At 38.6% G+C, this 15,974-nt stretch carries 15 protein-coding genes; 3 read left to right on the top strand and 12 right to left on the bottom strand.

Annotation, left to right across the window (positions count from 1 at the left end; all coding sequences use genetic code 11):
• Positions 1 to 459: 459 nt before the first annotated feature.
• The gene (locus M3183_RS17735) at positions 460 to 1,167 is read right to left on the bottom strand and encodes an SH3 domain-containing protein (RefSeq protein ID WP_251471820.1); all 708 of its coding nucleotides are present in this window, start codon (positions 1,165 to 1,167) and stop codon (positions 460 to 462) included.
• A 515-nt stretch (positions 1,168 to 1,682) separates the two neighbouring features.
• On the opposite strand from M3183_RS17735, the gene M3183_RS17730 reads away from it, so the two are divergent.
• Both M3183_RS17730 and M3183_RS17725 read left to right on the top strand, forming a co-directional pair.
• Entirely contained in the window at positions 1,683 to 1,910 is a 228-nt protein-coding gene (locus M3183_RS17730; RefSeq protein WP_251471855.1) for a penicillin-binding transpeptidase domain-containing protein, read from the top strand.
• Complete coding sequence (locus M3183_RS17725) at positions 1,901 to 2,092, top strand: hypothetical protein (protein WP_251471819.1); 192 nt, start codon at positions 1,901 to 1,903, stop codon at positions 2,090 to 2,092. Before M3183_RS17730 ends, M3183_RS17725 begins: the two co-directional genes overlap by 10 nt.
• Positions 2,093 to 2,104: 12 nt before the next feature.
• Here the strand turns inward: M3183_RS17725 and M3183_RS17720 are convergent, their stop codons facing one another.
• The 10 genes from M3183_RS17720 to M3183_RS17675 all read right to left on the bottom strand — a co-directional run bounded on the left by M3183_RS17720 (position 2,105) and on the right by M3183_RS17675 (position 13,477).
• Positions 2,105 to 2,542, bottom strand: a complete 438-nt coding sequence (locus M3183_RS17720) for a hypothetical protein (protein ID WP_251471818.1) — start codon at positions 2,540 to 2,542, stop codon at positions 2,105 to 2,107.
• Positions 2,543 to 3,166: 624 nt separating this feature from the next.
• A complete protein-coding gene (locus M3183_RS17715) occupies positions 3,167 to 3,961 on the bottom strand; it encodes a glycerophosphodiester phosphodiesterase (protein ID WP_251471817.1) in 795 nt (264 codons plus the stop codon).
• A gap of 95 nt (positions 3,962 to 4,056) precedes the next feature.
• Positions 4,057 to 5,403, bottom strand: a complete 1,347-nt coding sequence (locus M3183_RS17710) for an ABC transporter substrate-binding protein (RefSeq protein WP_251471816.1) — start codon at positions 5,401 to 5,403, stop codon at positions 4,057 to 4,059.
• Between the two features lie 48 nt (positions 5,404 to 5,451).
• A complete protein-coding gene (locus M3183_RS17705) occupies positions 5,452 to 6,267 on the bottom strand; it encodes a carbohydrate ABC transporter permease (RefSeq protein ID WP_251471815.1) in 816 nt (271 codons plus the stop codon).
• The gene (locus M3183_RS17700) at positions 6,264 to 7,130 is read right to left on the bottom strand and encodes a carbohydrate ABC transporter permease (RefSeq protein WP_251471854.1); all 867 of its coding nucleotides are present in this window, start codon (positions 7,128 to 7,130) and stop codon (positions 6,264 to 6,266) included. The genes M3183_RS17705 and M3183_RS17700 overlap by 4 nt, the downstream gene beginning before the upstream one ends.
• 74 nt (positions 7,131 to 7,204) lie before the next feature.
• The gene (locus M3183_RS17695; RefSeq protein ID WP_251471814.1) at positions 7,205 to 8,326 is read right to left on the bottom strand and encodes an ABC transporter ATP-binding protein; all 1,122 of its coding nucleotides are present in this window, start codon (positions 8,324 to 8,326) and stop codon (positions 7,205 to 7,207) included.
• A 453-nt stretch (positions 8,327 to 8,779) separates the two neighbouring features.
• Complete coding sequence (locus M3183_RS17690) at positions 8,780 to 10,174, bottom strand: hypothetical protein (protein WP_251471813.1); 1,395 nt, start codon at positions 10,172 to 10,174, stop codon at positions 8,780 to 8,782.
• A 454-nt stretch (positions 10,175 to 10,628) separates the two neighbouring features.
• Positions 10,629 to 12,137: an MDR family MFS transporter gene (locus M3183_RS17685; RefSeq protein WP_311315381.1), complete on the bottom strand. Its 1,509-nt coding sequence runs from the start codon at positions 12,135 to 12,137 to the stop codon at positions 10,629 to 10,631.
• 431 nt (positions 12,138 to 12,568) lie between these two features.
• Complete coding sequence (locus tag M3183_RS17680) at positions 12,569 to 12,967, bottom strand: DUF6220 domain-containing protein (RefSeq protein ID WP_251471812.1); 399 nt, start codon at positions 12,965 to 12,967, stop codon at positions 12,569 to 12,571.
• A gap of 15 nt (positions 12,968 to 12,982) precedes the next feature.
• A complete protein-coding gene (locus M3183_RS17675; protein ID WP_251471811.1) occupies positions 12,983 to 13,477 on the bottom strand; it encodes a hypothetical protein in 495 nt (164 codons plus the stop codon).
• 472 nt (positions 13,478 to 13,949) lie between these two features.
• On the opposite strand from M3183_RS17675, the gene M3183_RS17670 reads away from it, so the two are divergent.
• Positions 13,950 to 14,105, top strand: coding sequence for a hypothetical protein (locus M3183_RS17670; protein WP_251471810.1), 156 nt, complete (start codon positions 13,950 to 13,952; stop codon positions 14,103 to 14,105).
• Positions 14,106 to 14,262: 157 nt separating this feature from the next.
• Here the strand turns inward: M3183_RS17670 and M3183_RS17665 are convergent, their stop codons facing one another.
• Positions 14,263 to 15,831, bottom strand: coding sequence for an MIR domain-containing protein (locus M3183_RS17665; RefSeq protein ID WP_251471809.1), 1,569 nt, complete (start codon positions 15,829 to 15,831; stop codon positions 14,263 to 14,265).
• Positions 15,832 to 15,974 lie beyond the last annotated feature (143 nt).

Raw genomic sequence — 15,974 nt, 5'->3', positions numbered from 1 at the left:
ACGCGTAACTGCGAGGTCATTAACCCATAGCATGAAGAGCTTTTTAGTTGATTGGGGTATGCGGTAAATTTCCATATGAATCTATTCTCTAGTTTACTGGATTCTTCTAATCCTTTTTGCCGATACACAGGTTTTTTAGCTGTAAAAGCCCAGCACCCAGCAGTATGTCCATATCGCCTAACGCTATAAGCGCTATCATATCTGGCTGAACAAAGACACATCCATCATCATCTCTCAAAAACTTAAACCGATTCTGCTCTAAGATTGGTCCTTACTGATATAATTCTTATAGCATATCAGAATCCTCTTTCTTAAAGGTGGAGGTTCCGGGAATTTATTTTATAAGTTATATCTCCCGGCGATACGAACAAAAAAATGGGGTCGATATTCCCCATCCTGCGGAACCCTATTAAGGACGGCTCTTGTCTTTTGGAGAATCTTCCATACATCACAACTGGCTTATTTTCCAAAAATAGAGAAAAGCCATCCTCGTTTTTCTTTAGGCTTTTGTATCGCTTCTTCCAATCGTTTATTAAAATCATTTTGTGAACTCCATTCTTTTTTCTGTTCATCCCGCATATTTTGTATTTCCTTTTGTAAGAGCTCACTTTTTTGTTTTTCTAGCTGCAACAATGCCTCGTAATTGGTATTTTGCTGATCTTTTAACTTTTCAATTTTAGCATTCGTCTTTTGTGCTGAATTTCCAATAGTAGAACTTATAACATGATGATCTTGCTGAAGCCGGGAAACGGTTGTTTTAAGATGGGCCATATCGTTTGTCAGCCGGTCATTCATTTCGCGTGTAACTGCAAGTTCATTGACTAAAAACTTTAAGAACTCTTTTAATTGATTGGGATCATGCGGTAAATTTTCATATGTATCGGGTTTCGCAATCTCTATTTCATTGGAGCTTTCTAATCTCTCTTTTTGTTGATGCACAAGGTCTTTAGCCGTATCGTCCAGCGGCTTGTCCGTATCGCGTAATGCTTTGAGCGCTAAGACGTCTGACTGAACAAAGATACGTCGATCACCATCTTTCAAAAACTCATATCCATTCCGCTCTAAAATCTGGCTATATTTCCGTACAGTGGGAGTTGCAATCCCTACTTCTTCTGCAACTTCCTTAGTAGAGAAAGCTTGTTCATTCGGTTGTATATCGCTTCGCATATCGAACCTCCTTTTCTATTAATATGAAGGTTTTTAGAGTTATTTGCAAGTCATATCGCCCGGCGATATGAAATAAAATAGGCTTCTTCCGTCTTTTATTAAGAAATAATAAGAGATAAGAGGATTGACAGCTAAGATTACATGATTAATAGGAAAGGAGGATTCTATTCAAAAGTTTTATTATGTTTTAGTCCAACTATTACTAATAGAAAGGGGTTAACACTTTGCAAAAAACGATTCATCCGATTTCCCACATATATAAATTAATCATTTCCTTGCTCATGCTTTTGAGTACAATCCTAGTCCTTCCAGGCTACTCGTCGGCTGCAAATCAGTCCTCTGGAAAGAATGAAAATATCGCCAATATGGGTTTCTCCAGACTCTACTTACAAGATATACAGTGCATTGTTTGGATTAGAGACTAGTTCCATTACGAGTGGAAATTCCACCATTCATTGGAATGGAAAGCAGTTCCCTTTGAATCCTGGAACAGGGACCAAACTATATCAGCAGCTATGAGCAATTCAGTAACATGGTATTTCCTAGAGTTGGATAAAAACACCAGACGGAATTCTATACAAACGTATCTAAATCAAATAAGTTATGGTAATACAGATCTCTCAGGCAGTATCACACAGTATTGGTTAGAAAATTCTTTAAAGATTTCACCCATAGAACAGGTACAATTGCTGATAAGAATGTATCTTATGTTAATGAAAGGAGGAGGACGAAAGTGGCCATAGAAGTTCCAAGTATTTCAGGCGCAGAATGGGAAGTTATGAATGTGCTAGCAAAATACCACTTCCAAATTTTAAAGGAAGTGGTGTATGCAATTGAAATAAGATTTTTACATTCATTACAACTTCACAGAATGACAGTTGATGTTTATTACATCATAGTGCTATGGCACTGTTCACCTTTTTAAAATCAGATGCCATTAACAGAATTGAATGTCAACAATTCCTTCTGCACAAGTAAATTGCTCAAAAGTATGGCCGTTTGCAGTTATAGCTGCTGCGCAAACTGCATTTCCAAAGGGATCAACGTTTTCAAGAAATTGAATCTGGGAGAGAGTGGCTGATCCTTGAAATATTTCTCCTGCAGCAGTTCCTTGAGCAGTAATACCCACCACTTCTCCGCCCTCTTCAAGTGAATCGCAGAATGGGAAACTGGTATCCATAAAAGCAGCTGTAAAATTAAAGGCTGAGTTATTCGTGTCAATATATTGAACTTCTATTAAATTTTTGCTAAATCGACAATTAGGGCAAATGGTTCCAGTAACGGTAAAAGTACCGCTTGATTCTTGTCCATCAATCCTTGTTATAATGTCACCTGATACAGAAAAAACTGCGCTGCAAGTGCAACGTAAGCCCACAATACATCACATCCTTACAATAAATTACTACTAAAATATGTAAAAAATTTGCTATTGCTTGGACTTTTGTAGAATATTAGAATCACATTTGACCGGAAAGATGAAAAAAGCTTTCCAAGAGTACATAGAACTCATGTAAGATTTTCCTTTAAATCCTTATTTAAAGGAAAAATTAACCCCATTCCTTTTTTATAAGCATGTTTAATATATGATTTAAGGCAAATTCTTTTTGCTTTTTTGCTGTGAGGAATCAGTATTTATAAAAAGGCTATGTTAAACTAGGCTGTTGATTTTCTCTCTAAGCACTTCACTTTCCGAGGGCGTTCCGTGGAGCCTCTGCGCTAACGCCTGCGGGGTCTCCCCTGGCACGTACTCCCGCAGGACACTGAATTGACATCTTTGAATGCTTAATAAACACACTATGAGGAATAATAAAAAAAGACTACTTCCTTAAGATCAGGAAGCAGTTATACTTTAGAGAAGAAATCATTTACCTGACAAATTTTCAAATAATCATTAAACCCTTTGTTGGACAATTAGACAATACTGAAATTCTTGTTTTATTCCTAATAAAGTAAAAAATACCAGGCAAATCTTACTGGCATTTTAAAAATAGAAGTACTTTTAAACCATTGCTTCCCGCTTATTTCTAAGGGCAATCGCTCTTTCAGGAAAATCGGTAATAATCGCATTGACCTGCAATTCTAACAGCCGGCCTATTTGATCAGGATCATTGACCGTCCAAACTCGTACTTGTTCATACAGCCCTTTTAAACTCATTGTATTGTCCTCATGAAGCGTTTTTCTGATAGAATGTCCCACTTTTTTTGACAATATGATTTTCTTGTTAAGATGTAAAGCTTCGAAATCAAGCGTTTCGATATAATCAGCCGGAAGGGAGATTTCCTCATTTAATAACCAGGCAATGTGTGCCTCTGGGTTTACCTTTTTCATTCGTAATAAAGACGGCAAATGGAAAGAAGAGTAAACCACTTTTCTATCGTTTCCACATTTTTCAACAATTGATTGGACTTTTTCTTCAATCCCTTTATAGGAGGCTGCATAAGTTTTTAACTCAATATTGAGTTCTGTCGGATAGGGGGCCATTAATTCCAGTACTTCTTGCAGGGTCGGCACCTTTTCCAATTCCCACGCTTCATGATAGTCAGGTAAATGTGCAAAGGGGCTTCCAGCACTAACCTGTTTTATTTCTTCTAATGTCAATTCTCTAATCTCACCAATCCCATTTGTGGTACGGTCAAGTGTTTCATCATGAATAACAACCACTTCACCATCTTTAGTCAGGTGGACATCTAATTCAAGACCGTCAACACCTTGGTCGATTGCCTTTTTGAAACTTAACAGTGTATTTTCTGGATAGCTGCCTTTGGCACCTCTGTGACCGTAAATTTTGGTCATTAAAATTCACCCTTCCTTAAACATTTCCGCCTAATAATATGGAAAAGGGGAAAAAAGCATGGAGGCCCACACTTTTTCCCCTTTCATATGGAGGTTTATTTTCCTCTTGCTTTGTTTGCCTGTTTAATGGCTTCGTTAAATTGTTGTACAGCTGTTTTATAGGATTTATCAACATCTCCACCATTAAATACGGTTTCAAGTGCTGTTTCCATAATTTTGCGACCCTCAGGAAGCATGTCCATTAATGCACCTTGAGTGGCATAAGATGGCTTAGTTGATTGTAATTGGTCTACTGTTACTTGTAATTGCGGTTTTTCAGCCCAAGCATCTTTAACCACTTTCTCATCATAGGCTGCCGGATTTATAGCAAAGTAACCTGTTCCGACATGCCATTTTGCTTGAACTTCAGGTTTTTGAAGATATTTCATGAATTCCCAAGCAGCCTGAGATTCTGCTTTTGGTTTACCATCGATCATCCATAGGCTTGCACCGCCGATTACAACACCTTGACGTTCCTTGTCCTCAGGATGTGGAAGGAAAGCAATCCCTACATCGAATGGAGCATTATCTATTACGTCTCTTGCACTTGCGGAAGATTGCAAGAACATTGCAACATCACCAGATAAGAAGCCAGCAATCATGTTATCACCATTTGTACCATAATTTGCAAAAGTATCATCATCAACCATTTGTTTTACCCAATTAAAAATAGATTTTCCTTCTTCTTCATTCCACCCGATTTTAGTCGGTGTATCAGTGCGGCCATTATCTTTATTTAACAATAAAGCACCTTGGTTTGCCAGAAGCTGTTCCCATAACCAGCCATAAGCCTGTAGAGCAAATCCCTTCATATCTGGATTCGACTTTGTGATAGCTTTTGCTGCTGTTTCTACTTCTTCAAATGTAGCTGGTGCTTTATCAGGATCTAGGCCAGCCATTTTAAATGCGTCTTTATTATAGTACATAACCGGTGTTGAAGAGTTAAATGGCATTGAATAGAACTTACCATCTAATGAATAGTAATTCGTAATGTTTTTTTCTAGTCCACTCATATCATAATGATCTTTATCAACAAATTCTTGGATAGGGATGATATTTCCACTGTTTATCATAGATTTTGTCCCAATTTCAAAAGTCTGAATCATAGTTGGGGCACTATTTGTACCTGCGACAGCATTAAATTTAGTCAATGCCTCATCATAGGTCCCCTGAAATTCGGCATTTACCTGGATTTTATTTTGGGAATGATTGAAATCCTTCACAATACTGTCCAATGTTTCTTGACCAGCGCCACTCATCGAATGCCAAAAGGTGACAACTTGTTTTTCACCGCTTTTAGTTTTTGTGTCTTCCGCGCTGGATTTGGATGTGGTATTACTGCCAGAACAGGCAGTTAACAGCAATAGAATACCTAGTGTAAGAATTGACATGATTTTCTTCATTTTTTCTTCTCCTTCTTTACGATTGAATGATGGATACATTGGATCCCGTTATTTAACTGCACCTTCTGTTAACCCTTTTTGCAATTTCTTTTGGCCTAAGAAAAGCAAGATTAAGGTTGGAATGATGACTATGACAGCTCCTGCCATAATAACCCCCCATTGATTCAATTGTTCCTGGGTCTGCAATTGCTTCAAACCAATTTGAATAGTACGTACAGTATCATTTGTTGAAGCCAATAGCGGCCATAGATACATATTCCATGAAGTTAAGAATCCATAAATACCGAGTGTTACCAAACTTGTCCTGGAAACAGGCAAGACAACCGTTAAAAAGAATTTAAAATCGCCCATTCCAGCAATTAGGCTTGCTTCACGTAATTCTTTTGGGATTTGTTTGAAATTCTGCCGCAATAAAAAGGTTCCAAACGTTGTGGCAAAAAAAGGTACAGTCAGCCCGGCATATGTATCAATCCAATTTAAATCACGGATAATGTGAAAGTTCGGAATGACTGACGCTTCAAAAGGAACCATCATGGTTGCAATAAAAAGATAGAACAGGAAGTCTCTCCCTTTAAACTCCAAAAACACAAACGCATAAGCAGCCAATGACGACAAAATCAGCTGGCCAAGCATTATAACAATTGAAACTATTAAGCTATTAAAAAGAAATTGAAGCAGCGGCAAGCGGTCAAAGGCTGCGATATAATTATCAATAGTAAAGGCCGTCGGCAATCTTCCAGTCAAAATATCCTGGTTCGTCATAAAACTCATAACAATTGCCATTATGGCAGGACCAGCAAGCAGCAAGGCCGAAATGATCAACAGCACATAAAAAACAATCTTTTTCCTCATTGACAGCATCATTGATAATGAACCTTCCTTTCGACCAGCTTAAATTGCAGGGCCGTCATCAATAAAATAAGGATGAATAACACAACGGCCTGGGCACTAGCGGCTCCAAACTGATAATTCACAAAGGCTTCCCGATAAATCGAATAGACAATTAAATTTGTCCCATTTGCAGGACCGCCTTGGGTTAAAATATCAATCTGTCCAAAGGTTTGGAACGTATTAATAATCGATACAGTGATCACAAAGAAAAAGGTTGGTGAAAGCATTGGAATGGTAATTCTTCGAAGCTTGTAAAAATAGCCTGAACCCTCTATATCAGCACTTTCATAGAGTGAAGAATCGATCGATTGCAATCCGCCAAGTAAAATTAAAAAAGTAAAGCCAATATTCATCCAAATGGTCGTTGCAGACACAGCTATCAGCGCCCACTTTGGATCTGTCAGCCATTCAATGGCATCTAGTCCGGATGTTTCAAGGACTTTGTTCAAGAGGCCCATGGTTGGATTGAATAAATACAGCCAAAATACGGATGCTGCTGCAACCGATACCCCCATGGTAGAAGAGAAAACGGTCCGAAAAAAGCCGATTCCCTTTAATTTTTCATTCGCAATAACAGCTAAGATTAAGCTGATGATGACAGTTGGCGGTACCGTATAGAAAACAAATAAAAAGGTATTCTTAACACTCTTGATAAAAATTGGATCCACAAACAGTGCCTTATAGTTATCCCACCCTGTAAAAACAGTCGTTGCCCCCTGCGCATTTGTCAGGAAGAAGCTTAAGTAAATAGTCTTAAACATGGGGTAGAACACGAAAACACTAAATAAAATAATGGAAGGAAGTAAGAACAACATTCCTTTTAAGAAACTCTTCATCTGGTTTTGCCTTTTTACGCGTTCTGCTTGATGGAGATAAGTTTCATTGGTTTCGATTGTCGGATAGATCATACTCATACGGATACAGCCCCTTGGCTCTTTCCAAGTTCCGCGGATTTTATTAAGTTCCCTGAATCTGCATCAAAGAATAAAAGGAATTCCGGCATAATTTGCACAGATACTTTCTGTCCTAAATCGATCTTCCATTGTCCCGGCCATTTTGCCGTCCACAATTCTGAACCAAGTTCAAAAGCAATTGAGGTTTCATTTCCCAACTGTTCAATATTAACTGCTTCGAGATAATGCAAGTTTTCTTTTTTCGATATACCAGGCATTAAATGTTCAGAACGAATGCCGACTTTTAAATTCCGATCCCTTGGAATATGACAGAAAACAGATGGATCAACTGGAATATGAAGCTGGTTTTCTACTATTAGATATTTGCCGTTTTCTGAAAAAACAGCGTTCCCTACGTTTATTTTTGGAGAGCCGATAAAAGAGGCAACGAACAAGTTTACCGGTTCATTATAAAGTGTAATGGGTTCGCCGACTTGCTGTATTTGCCCATCATTTAACACCATGATCCGATCACCCATCGTCATCGCTTCGACTTGGTCATGGGTCACATAAATCATTGTCAGCCCTAACCTTTTTTGCAGCCGGCGGATTTCTACCCGCATATGTGCCCGAAGTTTTGCATCTAAATTCGACAGAGGTTCATCCATTAAGCAGAGAGGGGCATGGCTTACAACGGTACGGCCAAGTGCAACCCGCTGTCTCTGGCCTCCTGAAAGTTCTCTTGGTTTCCGTTTTAATAGTTCTTGAATTCCCAACATTTCTGCTGCTTCATTGAGTCTTCTCTGTTGTTCTTTTTTATCTATTTTCCGGCCTTTTAAGCCAAAAAGAATATTCTCTTGCACCGTTAAATGTGGATATAAGGCATAATTTTGGAAGACCATTGATAAATTCCGATCTTTCGGAGGAAGATGGTTCATGGTTTGACCGTTGATTTTCAAGAAGCCTCCGGAAATTTCCTCAAGTCCCGCAATCATTCTAAGCAATGTGCTTTTTCCAGAACCAGAAGGACCAACAAGAACAAAAAACTCACCTTCTTCAATCGATAAATTAATGCTGTTTAGTACGTCCTTTTGTTTATCGTATGATTTCGATATATTTATCAGTTCTATCTGACTCATACTTGTCCCCCTTTCTAAATACAACATTATTAAAACATAATTTTTTCTAAAAAATGGGCAATTTACAGATTAATTACAGCAAATTTACATTCCATTTATTATGGGGAAATTGTGTATTCTTACCTATCTATCTGCAGCGGATATAGATGTGAGGATTTCCAAACAATGCTTGAAACATAACAATGCCGAATGACATAACAGCAAATGTGAAAGAAAAGACTTCCGCCAATACTTTAAAAGTAAAATTATATAAAAAAAAAGACTTCATATTTATCTGCGCGATAAATATAAAGTCTCTATGTGTTATTATTTTACCCTCATCTTTTACAAACCCATTCATAAAGGGTTGGAGAGGTTTATGATAACATGCCATTAATTGGGTAAGATGATGTGTGTTAAAAGTGCTATATATCAAGGTTTTGCTAATGCCCAGCATAAAATCTTCGTTCCATATTAAGCCCTTTTTTGAAGATGAATACACAACTCGCGATAGGCATTTGATTCCTGAATCATACCCATTTCCCGATAGATTTTAGATAACCATTGTATAGGATTTGGATCATCGGGTTCCAGCTCCATTTTCCAGCTAAAGCACTCAATGGCTTTATCTAACTGCTTAAATTCATAATACATCTTTCCAAGCGTCTGCATTTGGTCTAGATCCTCACTAATCTGAAGCATCGACTCAATTTTTTTATATATCTCAAGATTTTCATGACTCTCTGTCAACGGCTTGAGCCATTCTTTTATATAAGCTAACTCATGTGTTTTTAGCAATAAAATGACGTATTTAGTTAGAAGCTTTTCAGCCTTTTCGGGGAACAAATGGACAACCAGTTTTAGCAAGGTTTGAAGTGTTTCTGGCTGTAATGAATGAGTTTCTATATCCAAATGTTCTAACATGTCTTCAATGATACGTACTTGGGAGTTGCTCAGCTTGAAGTCATAGTCATGGATCATTTTAAAAACTCCATAGATATTACCGCTTTTTAGATAGTTTTCAAATAACTCTTGCTGTATAGGGAGAAAGGATGGTAATTGACAGGACAATTCTTCTAATATATATTCTATTTCATTTTCGTTTAAATGCTGTTCAAGCTGCTTAAGGAGAGAACTGAAGCAGTCAGCAGAAGGGGTTGCGTTTAACTTGTCAATATTCAAAGCGATTAAATCAATCCAACGAGACTCTTTTTCCAGAATGGCTGAAAGCTGATGAAAGCATTGGTCATTATCTTTTTGAGAAAATAAGGTTTTTTCAGCAAAAATCAGATCTTTAGCAAACAGTTTCTCCGCCTTTTCATTATACAGAACGGCAAATTTATTGAACATATGGTCTTTGGCAAGTTGTTTTACTAAACTCTGTTTCGGTGCGAAATCCATTAAAATGCGGATAATTCGATAGCCTAAAAACATCTGTCCATTTCGACGATATCCATAATAAATTGATTTCATTTCTTCAAACAATTGCTTTTTTGGAATTACGGATTCAAAAAAAGTTAGAATAAATGCCTTTTCTTGCGGAGTGTACAACCTATCCAGCTTTTGTAATAAGGACTGAAAGCTGATGATTTGACAGGGGTTATTAGAAGAAAGCAATGCATGGATCAGAGGATGAGGGGATTTAAAAACGATGCCTTTTTTAAAAGCATGTTCAATATATGAATCAAGGGAAATTCGTTTTGCCTTTTTCGCTGTGAGGAACCGGGATTTATAAAAAAACAAATAATACATTTCACTGTTCTCACTAATCGCTTCTATAATTTCACCTTGTGTAAAGAATGCAATTCTTTCTGCCTGCAGTCGGATCTGTTTATGATGATCATACAGTACAAACTGATTTTCCTTCATATCTATACCCCCAACTATTTATTATCTCAACTATAACATAATATAGATGAAAACACATTCCTCCTAGTATGAATAGCATATATTGTCATCCGCCTGCTTACTAGCTTATTTAGTCATCAAGAACGTGGTCATGCGTATTTGCAGTTAAAAGAAGCAAAGGTAAAAAATGATTCCCCTCCCTCAGAACATTTGGTAATGACAAATCATTAACACATTACCATCTTCAACGAGAGGTTAATAAAACATGTTCTGAGGGATTCAATTTAAAGCATGGATCGGAATGTGTGATCATCTAAAATTAGAACGGCCAGTGAAGTAACAAGGAGATTGCAAACGGGAAGTTGACTTTATCTTTATTAAAGGATACCCAATTAAATCACTGTACCATTCAGCAGATTTTTTTAACCACTAACATGTATAGAGGCTTGCACTTTTCAGAAGAAAGTAATGCACTCTATTTAGAAGACGGAATAGGTTTTTCCATATGATTCTGAGTTTTATCATTTGGCATTAAAAAGATAAAAAATACTGCTAAAGCAGCAGGAATTAGTGCAGCTAAAAATAATAAGCCAATTGAAGATGCTAGAGTTTCAGCCACATTTTGAAGTACTCCTTCTGGAACTTTTGCCCGACCTTGCGGAGTCAACAAACTGCTTGTATTCCAAGACAATTCATTTAGTCTTCCTAACTTAGATTCCATTTTATTTGTAAAGTTAACTCTTTGAATGATTCCAAAAACAGTAATTCCAATCGTCATTCCAAGATTAATAGAAAATCTGTTTGTTGAAGATGCAGATCCTCTTTGATAATAGTTAAAATTATGCATAGATGACAAACTTAATACAGAAAATGATAATCCAGCACCACATCCAACGATAGTCATGTAACAAATTAAATTTAAAAAGGATGTCTCTGAATGGAGTGTACTTAATAAAAAGATTCCAGGAACAAAAAATATACTTGCCAATAACATAATATTTTTAAAGCTGATTTTTGCCGTCAACCAACCGCCAAATGAACTACCCACTACTGAACCCAGCATCATAGGCATTAAAATTAGACCAGCGTTCTTTGCTGTATCACCCCAGACCCCTTGAACAAAAATTGGAATAAAGGTAATAGCTGCTATATAGGAAAAGCCAATAAATAGGGATACTAAACAGCTTGTTGTAAACAAACGATCTCTAAACAATACGAAGGAGATAATTGGATCAGATGCTTTTTTTTCAATGAATAAAAATGCTCCCATAAAAATAATGAACGTAATAAATAGTCCAATAATCACTGGAGAACTCCATAATAATTCATTCCCGCCCAGTTGAAGTGCCAGCATGAGAGAAATGACAGCCAGCACAAGAGTGGATGCGCCCCACCAATCTACCTTCTGTGGAGTGGATTTAAATGGTTCTAAATAAAAAAAGAATACTAATAAAAATGATAATAAACCAATTGGAAGGTTGACAAAAAATACCCAGTTCCAGCTTACATATTCCGTAATAAAAGCACCAAGCAGCGGTCCAAATATACTCGAAATACCAAAGACGGCACCAACAATCCCCATCATTTTCCCTCTTTTATGAGGTGGGAATATATCAGCCACAATTGTGAATGCAATTGGCATTAATGAGCCGCCGCCGATTCCTTGAATTGCACGGAAAATAATTAGTTCAATCATGTTGTTGGAAATCCCACAAAGGACCGAACCTAGTAGAAATAATATTAATCCCAACACAAAAAACCGCTTGCGTCCATACATATCTGATAGTTTTCCGAATATTGGCGTACTAGCCATCATCATAACCATGTATGCAGAAGTTACCCAAATAAATATATCAAATCCCCCTAAATCACTTACTATAGAGGGCAGCGCTGCAGCTACAACTGTTCCGTCCATTCCAGCCATAAGTAATCCCGCTAGCAGCCCAATCAGAACAATTTTTTCATTACTTTTACTTACACTCACTCTTAATGCCGCCTTTCACATTAGTAGTTTTAAAGTATAATCCAAATCATAATCGAATAAAGCTCTTGTCCTTAAAAATCATTAAATTTTACCAAAATGTTTTTTAAAAAAGGCTATGTTAAACTTGGCTGTTGATTTTCGCTCCACAAGGAAGTCTTCGTCAGCATGGGCATCGCAGAAGGAGGCACAAGCGGTTCGCGGGCGTTCCGTGAAGCCTCCTCGGCGCTAACGCCTGAGGGGTCTCCCCTGGCACGTACTCCCGCAGGACATTGAATTACTTCCTTGAATTCTCCCACTCACGAAGGAAATGCGTTAGCATTTACGAGGAGTCTTCGTGCCTTCCACTACAATCAACAGGGATATAAAAAATCAACAGCGCTCTTTAATAGAGCCTTAAAAAAAGGAACCAAAGTGATGTCTTCATTTCATTATTATTTTTTTATCTTAACTAACTGTACTGAGGACCTTGCTGTGACCAAAGATCTCCAAAAAAGCAGTGATGCTATAACTAGGTGGAATGCTGATAAATAGGGGCTTGACGCTGAAAATACGATGGTAATATATTGCAGTACAGTCATGAAATAGAGTGCTAAACATTGCCACCGTAGTGTTTTAAGGTTTCCACCAAAGAAGGACAATACGAACAAGACAAGCGGAATAAGCTCAAAAAAGTGAATAAAATTGGTGTGATAACCCCAATTGCCTTGAACGAATAGGCCGATTCCTGCCAAAAATATTTGAATGATAATGCTGCTGAAAAATAATATGGCTAAAGTTACAAATAGGAAGCCAATTATTTGACTGCGGTTTGTCCGAAGTTCTTGTTTCACAAGATTCTCTCCTTTTTAATTAGCTTTTGGTTGTCTTCTTCCCCATGGTTTAAAGACTGAAAGGACAAAAATGAGAAGAAGCGAAATAAGTTGAATGATAATCCCAATCCAAAGGTTCGATTGCAGGATAGTTATATTTGTTGTTATTCCTCTGTTATCCAGCTGTACTAATGCCTGATTAGTCCAGGCATTCATTCCCCAGATATTCAACCCTAATAACATGAATGTCAGAACTTCTTTTACGATTATCCAGTAATATTTGAATAATCCCCATTTCGTCCAAATGGACAGGAATACGCCAGTGACTGTTGCAGCAAAAGTAGATGCTCTTACGGAAGTATTAGCCATTAAGTTCATCACTTGATAACAAGCTTCCATTAGCGGTTTATTTTCTGTTACGGAAGCAGTAATGCTTAGGATGAAAAAGGTCACGATATTGCCAAACATAATCGCACCAAAGAGTATGTGCAGCGTTAACAGCCATTTTTTTGATCTTATGGATAATTTCATTGCCTCACCTCTTTCATTTCCTACAATGTAAAGATATCAAGGAGATATAAACCCGCTCTAAACCATTTATAAAATTTTTATAAACAAAGAGGGAAAATAAAAAAACCACACTTAAGTTGTTTCCCTTTTAGACGGTGCCCTGACCCCCAAACGTTCACAATATACTGAGGCGCCATGTCAAGCAACATGGGCTTTTTGAAGAATAACGAAAGAAATCTATAAATAAAAAACGTAGAAAATAAAAAAAGAGAGTTTTAATTATCCAAAATTCAGTGGGTAACCCGGCCATTGAACAGCTTGTGGAAGAAGAAGTGCCCAAGTATCTTGAAAAAGAAGAGCTTTCCCTATTTTTAAAAACAGCAAATGATTTTATGGACTACTTAATAATGCAATTGAGTATCTACTTGCTGATTATCTAAATGAAGATTTAACACCACATAATATAAGACTCACTCATACATCACTTCTTGCCGTGGCAGGTGTCTCACTCCAACAGATTATGGACAGGCTGGGTCATATTGATGATCAGATTACGAACAATGTGTACCTCACTATAACCCAAGAAGTGAAAAAGAGGCTCCCCATAAGTTTGCACAACTTACGAGGAGCCTCCGTTAATTTACCTTAATATTAGCAAAATGTTATTACACTCTCATCTTTCATGAACCCCGTATATATCAAGGGGTGATGGCTTGTATTGTAAAATGATTTGACCTAAATAAATAACATTCTAAAATGATAGTATCAGAAGTTTTTCATTTCCTCCAACCTTGAAAAAGCCCTTCCTAGCGGATTTCAAGGAGCCACCACCAGTCATTGTCGTCACGGCTGCCAAAGCCGGTTACCTCTTGTTGGCCGGCTGTCCAACGCGAGTCGCTGTGCCCGCGATGAGAGTGGAGTGAATGGTTGGTATTTATATGGACAAGCCGGAGTCGTCGCTGAGCCGTCCATTGACCACCGCCATCGACCTCAACCCGCCAATTATCGTTGCTGTCTCCTTGACCATCAGAGCCAAAGCAGGTCACCTCCTGCTGATGAGTAACGGGGGATGGATGTCCCGAGTGGCTGTGCAGGTTGCGTTTCGTTAGCACATGCTCGAGCCTAATTATATCCCCATGTTGAACCACTTCATTGGCCCGATAGTTCGCTTGTGTACCATGTGGTCCCTTGATCCTCCAGAGGTCATTGTCATCAGCTCCATTGAAGCAGGTTATCTGCTGCTGACCTGAACTGCCGCTATGGCCGTAGTTTAGTGCATGCGAATGAAGAGTCAGTCCCGTCATGAGATGACTGATCTTAATAGTCTGACCGTATCGGACGGTTGCATTGGCAGCCGGCGGTTTGGTCGTGAACACGGGCGGAGATTTCTGCTGGTAATCGATAACGAAAAAGCCCCGCCAAGGGTCTGTGTTTGTGGCGTCAAAGTGAGGGTTGCCTGGTTCGGAGGACAATACTACTTCTCTTCCTACCGTGTTATTATCATACACAAATACTTTCATAATGTCAGCCTTCGGGTGCCACTCATATCCATAAGCTAAAACCTGGTGATTCTCCGATCCGATCTGTGCAAGGTTGGCAGCATCTACCATTCCGAGGGCAACCGGCTTACCAGCATCGATGCTCGACCGCAGCTTTGGAAATTCTTCTTCCTTCGTCCAGCGGCTGACTCCTTTTCCTCCAAGCCAAGTAGAATGATCGGATGCCGTAGTCCAATGAACATACTTAATGGAGGAAGGCACAAGGAAGCTGTCCATAAGTCGAGAGTAAATATAATCTGCAAGCCAGTGCCCATCTGGGGGAACCTCCCCGTTGAATAGGTTCCCTGTGTATTTTGGAACCGGCATGCCTTTGAGGAAGTAATCAAGTGCGGCAAAAGCCATTCCACCGCACCGTCCAAATGTTTTCACCTCCCCATAACCTGGAATCTTAGCTACAGTATTGACAAAACGGTTTGGAAACAAAAAACCGTGAACCGCTGGATCAAAACCAAGCTTTCGACTATGGCGCCACGTTCCTGAGTCCCAAAGCGCTTTTCCCTGGTTTGTGTAAATCACCGCGTTCCCATCATCCTGAAGAACAAGGGAGGCCCCCGGGTTCCCTGCGGTGCCGGCAGAATACCAAACTGCCTGGCCATTAGCCTTACAGACGACAAGGCTGCCATTATCCCGCATGACTGCTTTTACGCCGCCGCTGCCATTGGTATCTGACGCCCAGACAGGAATGTGTTTGCCTTTATGTACTTCATAGAGTACGAAGTTCCCATCTTCCTGCATAATCAGGAATGCCCGCCTATTGTTCGCGGTAATCTGCTGGCCGGCTGGGAGTTCCTGCCCTGGCATAAGCTGGTTAGTCATCCTTTACTCACTCCTTTTTCCGAGTTGGAATCATTGCTAAAGCTCATTTTATAGAATTGAATAATGATGCAAATTACCTTAAATAATATCAAATATTTTGTGAAAATATTCCTATTATTTTAGTCGTACCTTTAAGTTCTGCA

Source organism: Neobacillus mesonae (genome assembly GCF_023715155.1).
Lineage (GTDB): Bacteria > Bacillota > Bacilli > Bacillales > Cytobacillaceae > Neobacillus > Neobacillus mesonae_A.
The sequence above is the reverse complement of the archived record's forward strand: the minus strand, read 5'-3'. Positions and strand labels throughout refer to the sequence as shown.

What these genes read in the sequence shown, in the direction of transcription:
- M3183_RS17665 (WP_251471809.1), bottom strand. Translation starts at nt 15,831, where the DNA reads ATGACTAACCAGCTTATGCCAGGGCAGGAACTCCCAGCCGGCCAGCAG.
- M3183_RS17735 (WP_251471820.1), bottom strand. Translation starts at nt 1,167, where the DNA reads ATGCGAAGCGATATACAACCGAATGAACAAGCTTTCTCTACTAAGGAA.
- M3183_RS17675 (WP_251471811.1), bottom strand. Translation starts at nt 13,477, where the DNA reads ATGAAATTATCCATAAGATCAAAAAAATGGCTGTTAACGCTGCACATA.
- M3183_RS17730 (WP_251471855.1), top strand. Translation starts at nt 1,683, where the DNA reads ATGAGCAATTCAGTAACATGGTATTTCCTAGAGTTGGATAAAAACACC.
- M3183_RS17710 (WP_251471816.1), bottom strand. Translation starts at nt 5,403, where the DNA reads ATGAAGAAAATCATGTCAATTCTTACACTAGGTATTCTATTGCTGTTA.
- M3183_RS17695 (WP_251471814.1), bottom strand. Translation starts at nt 8,326, where the DNA reads ATGAGTCAGATAGAACTGATAAATATATCGAAATCATACGATAAACAA.
- M3183_RS17705 (WP_251471815.1), bottom strand. Translation starts at nt 6,267, where the DNA reads ATGATGCTGTCAATGAGGAAAAAGATTGTTTTTTATGTGCTGTTGATC.
- M3183_RS17690 (WP_251471813.1), bottom strand. Translation starts at nt 10,174, where the DNA reads ATGAAGGAAAATCAGTTTGTACTGTATGATCATCATAAACAGATCCGA.
- M3183_RS17700 (WP_251471854.1), bottom strand. Translation starts at nt 7,130, where the DNA reads ATGAAGAGTTTCTTAAAAGGAATGTTGTTCTTACTTCCTTCCATTATT.
- M3183_RS17715 (WP_251471817.1), bottom strand. Translation starts at nt 3,961, where the DNA reads ATGACCAAAATTTACGGTCACAGAGGTGCCAAAGGCAGCTATCCAGAA.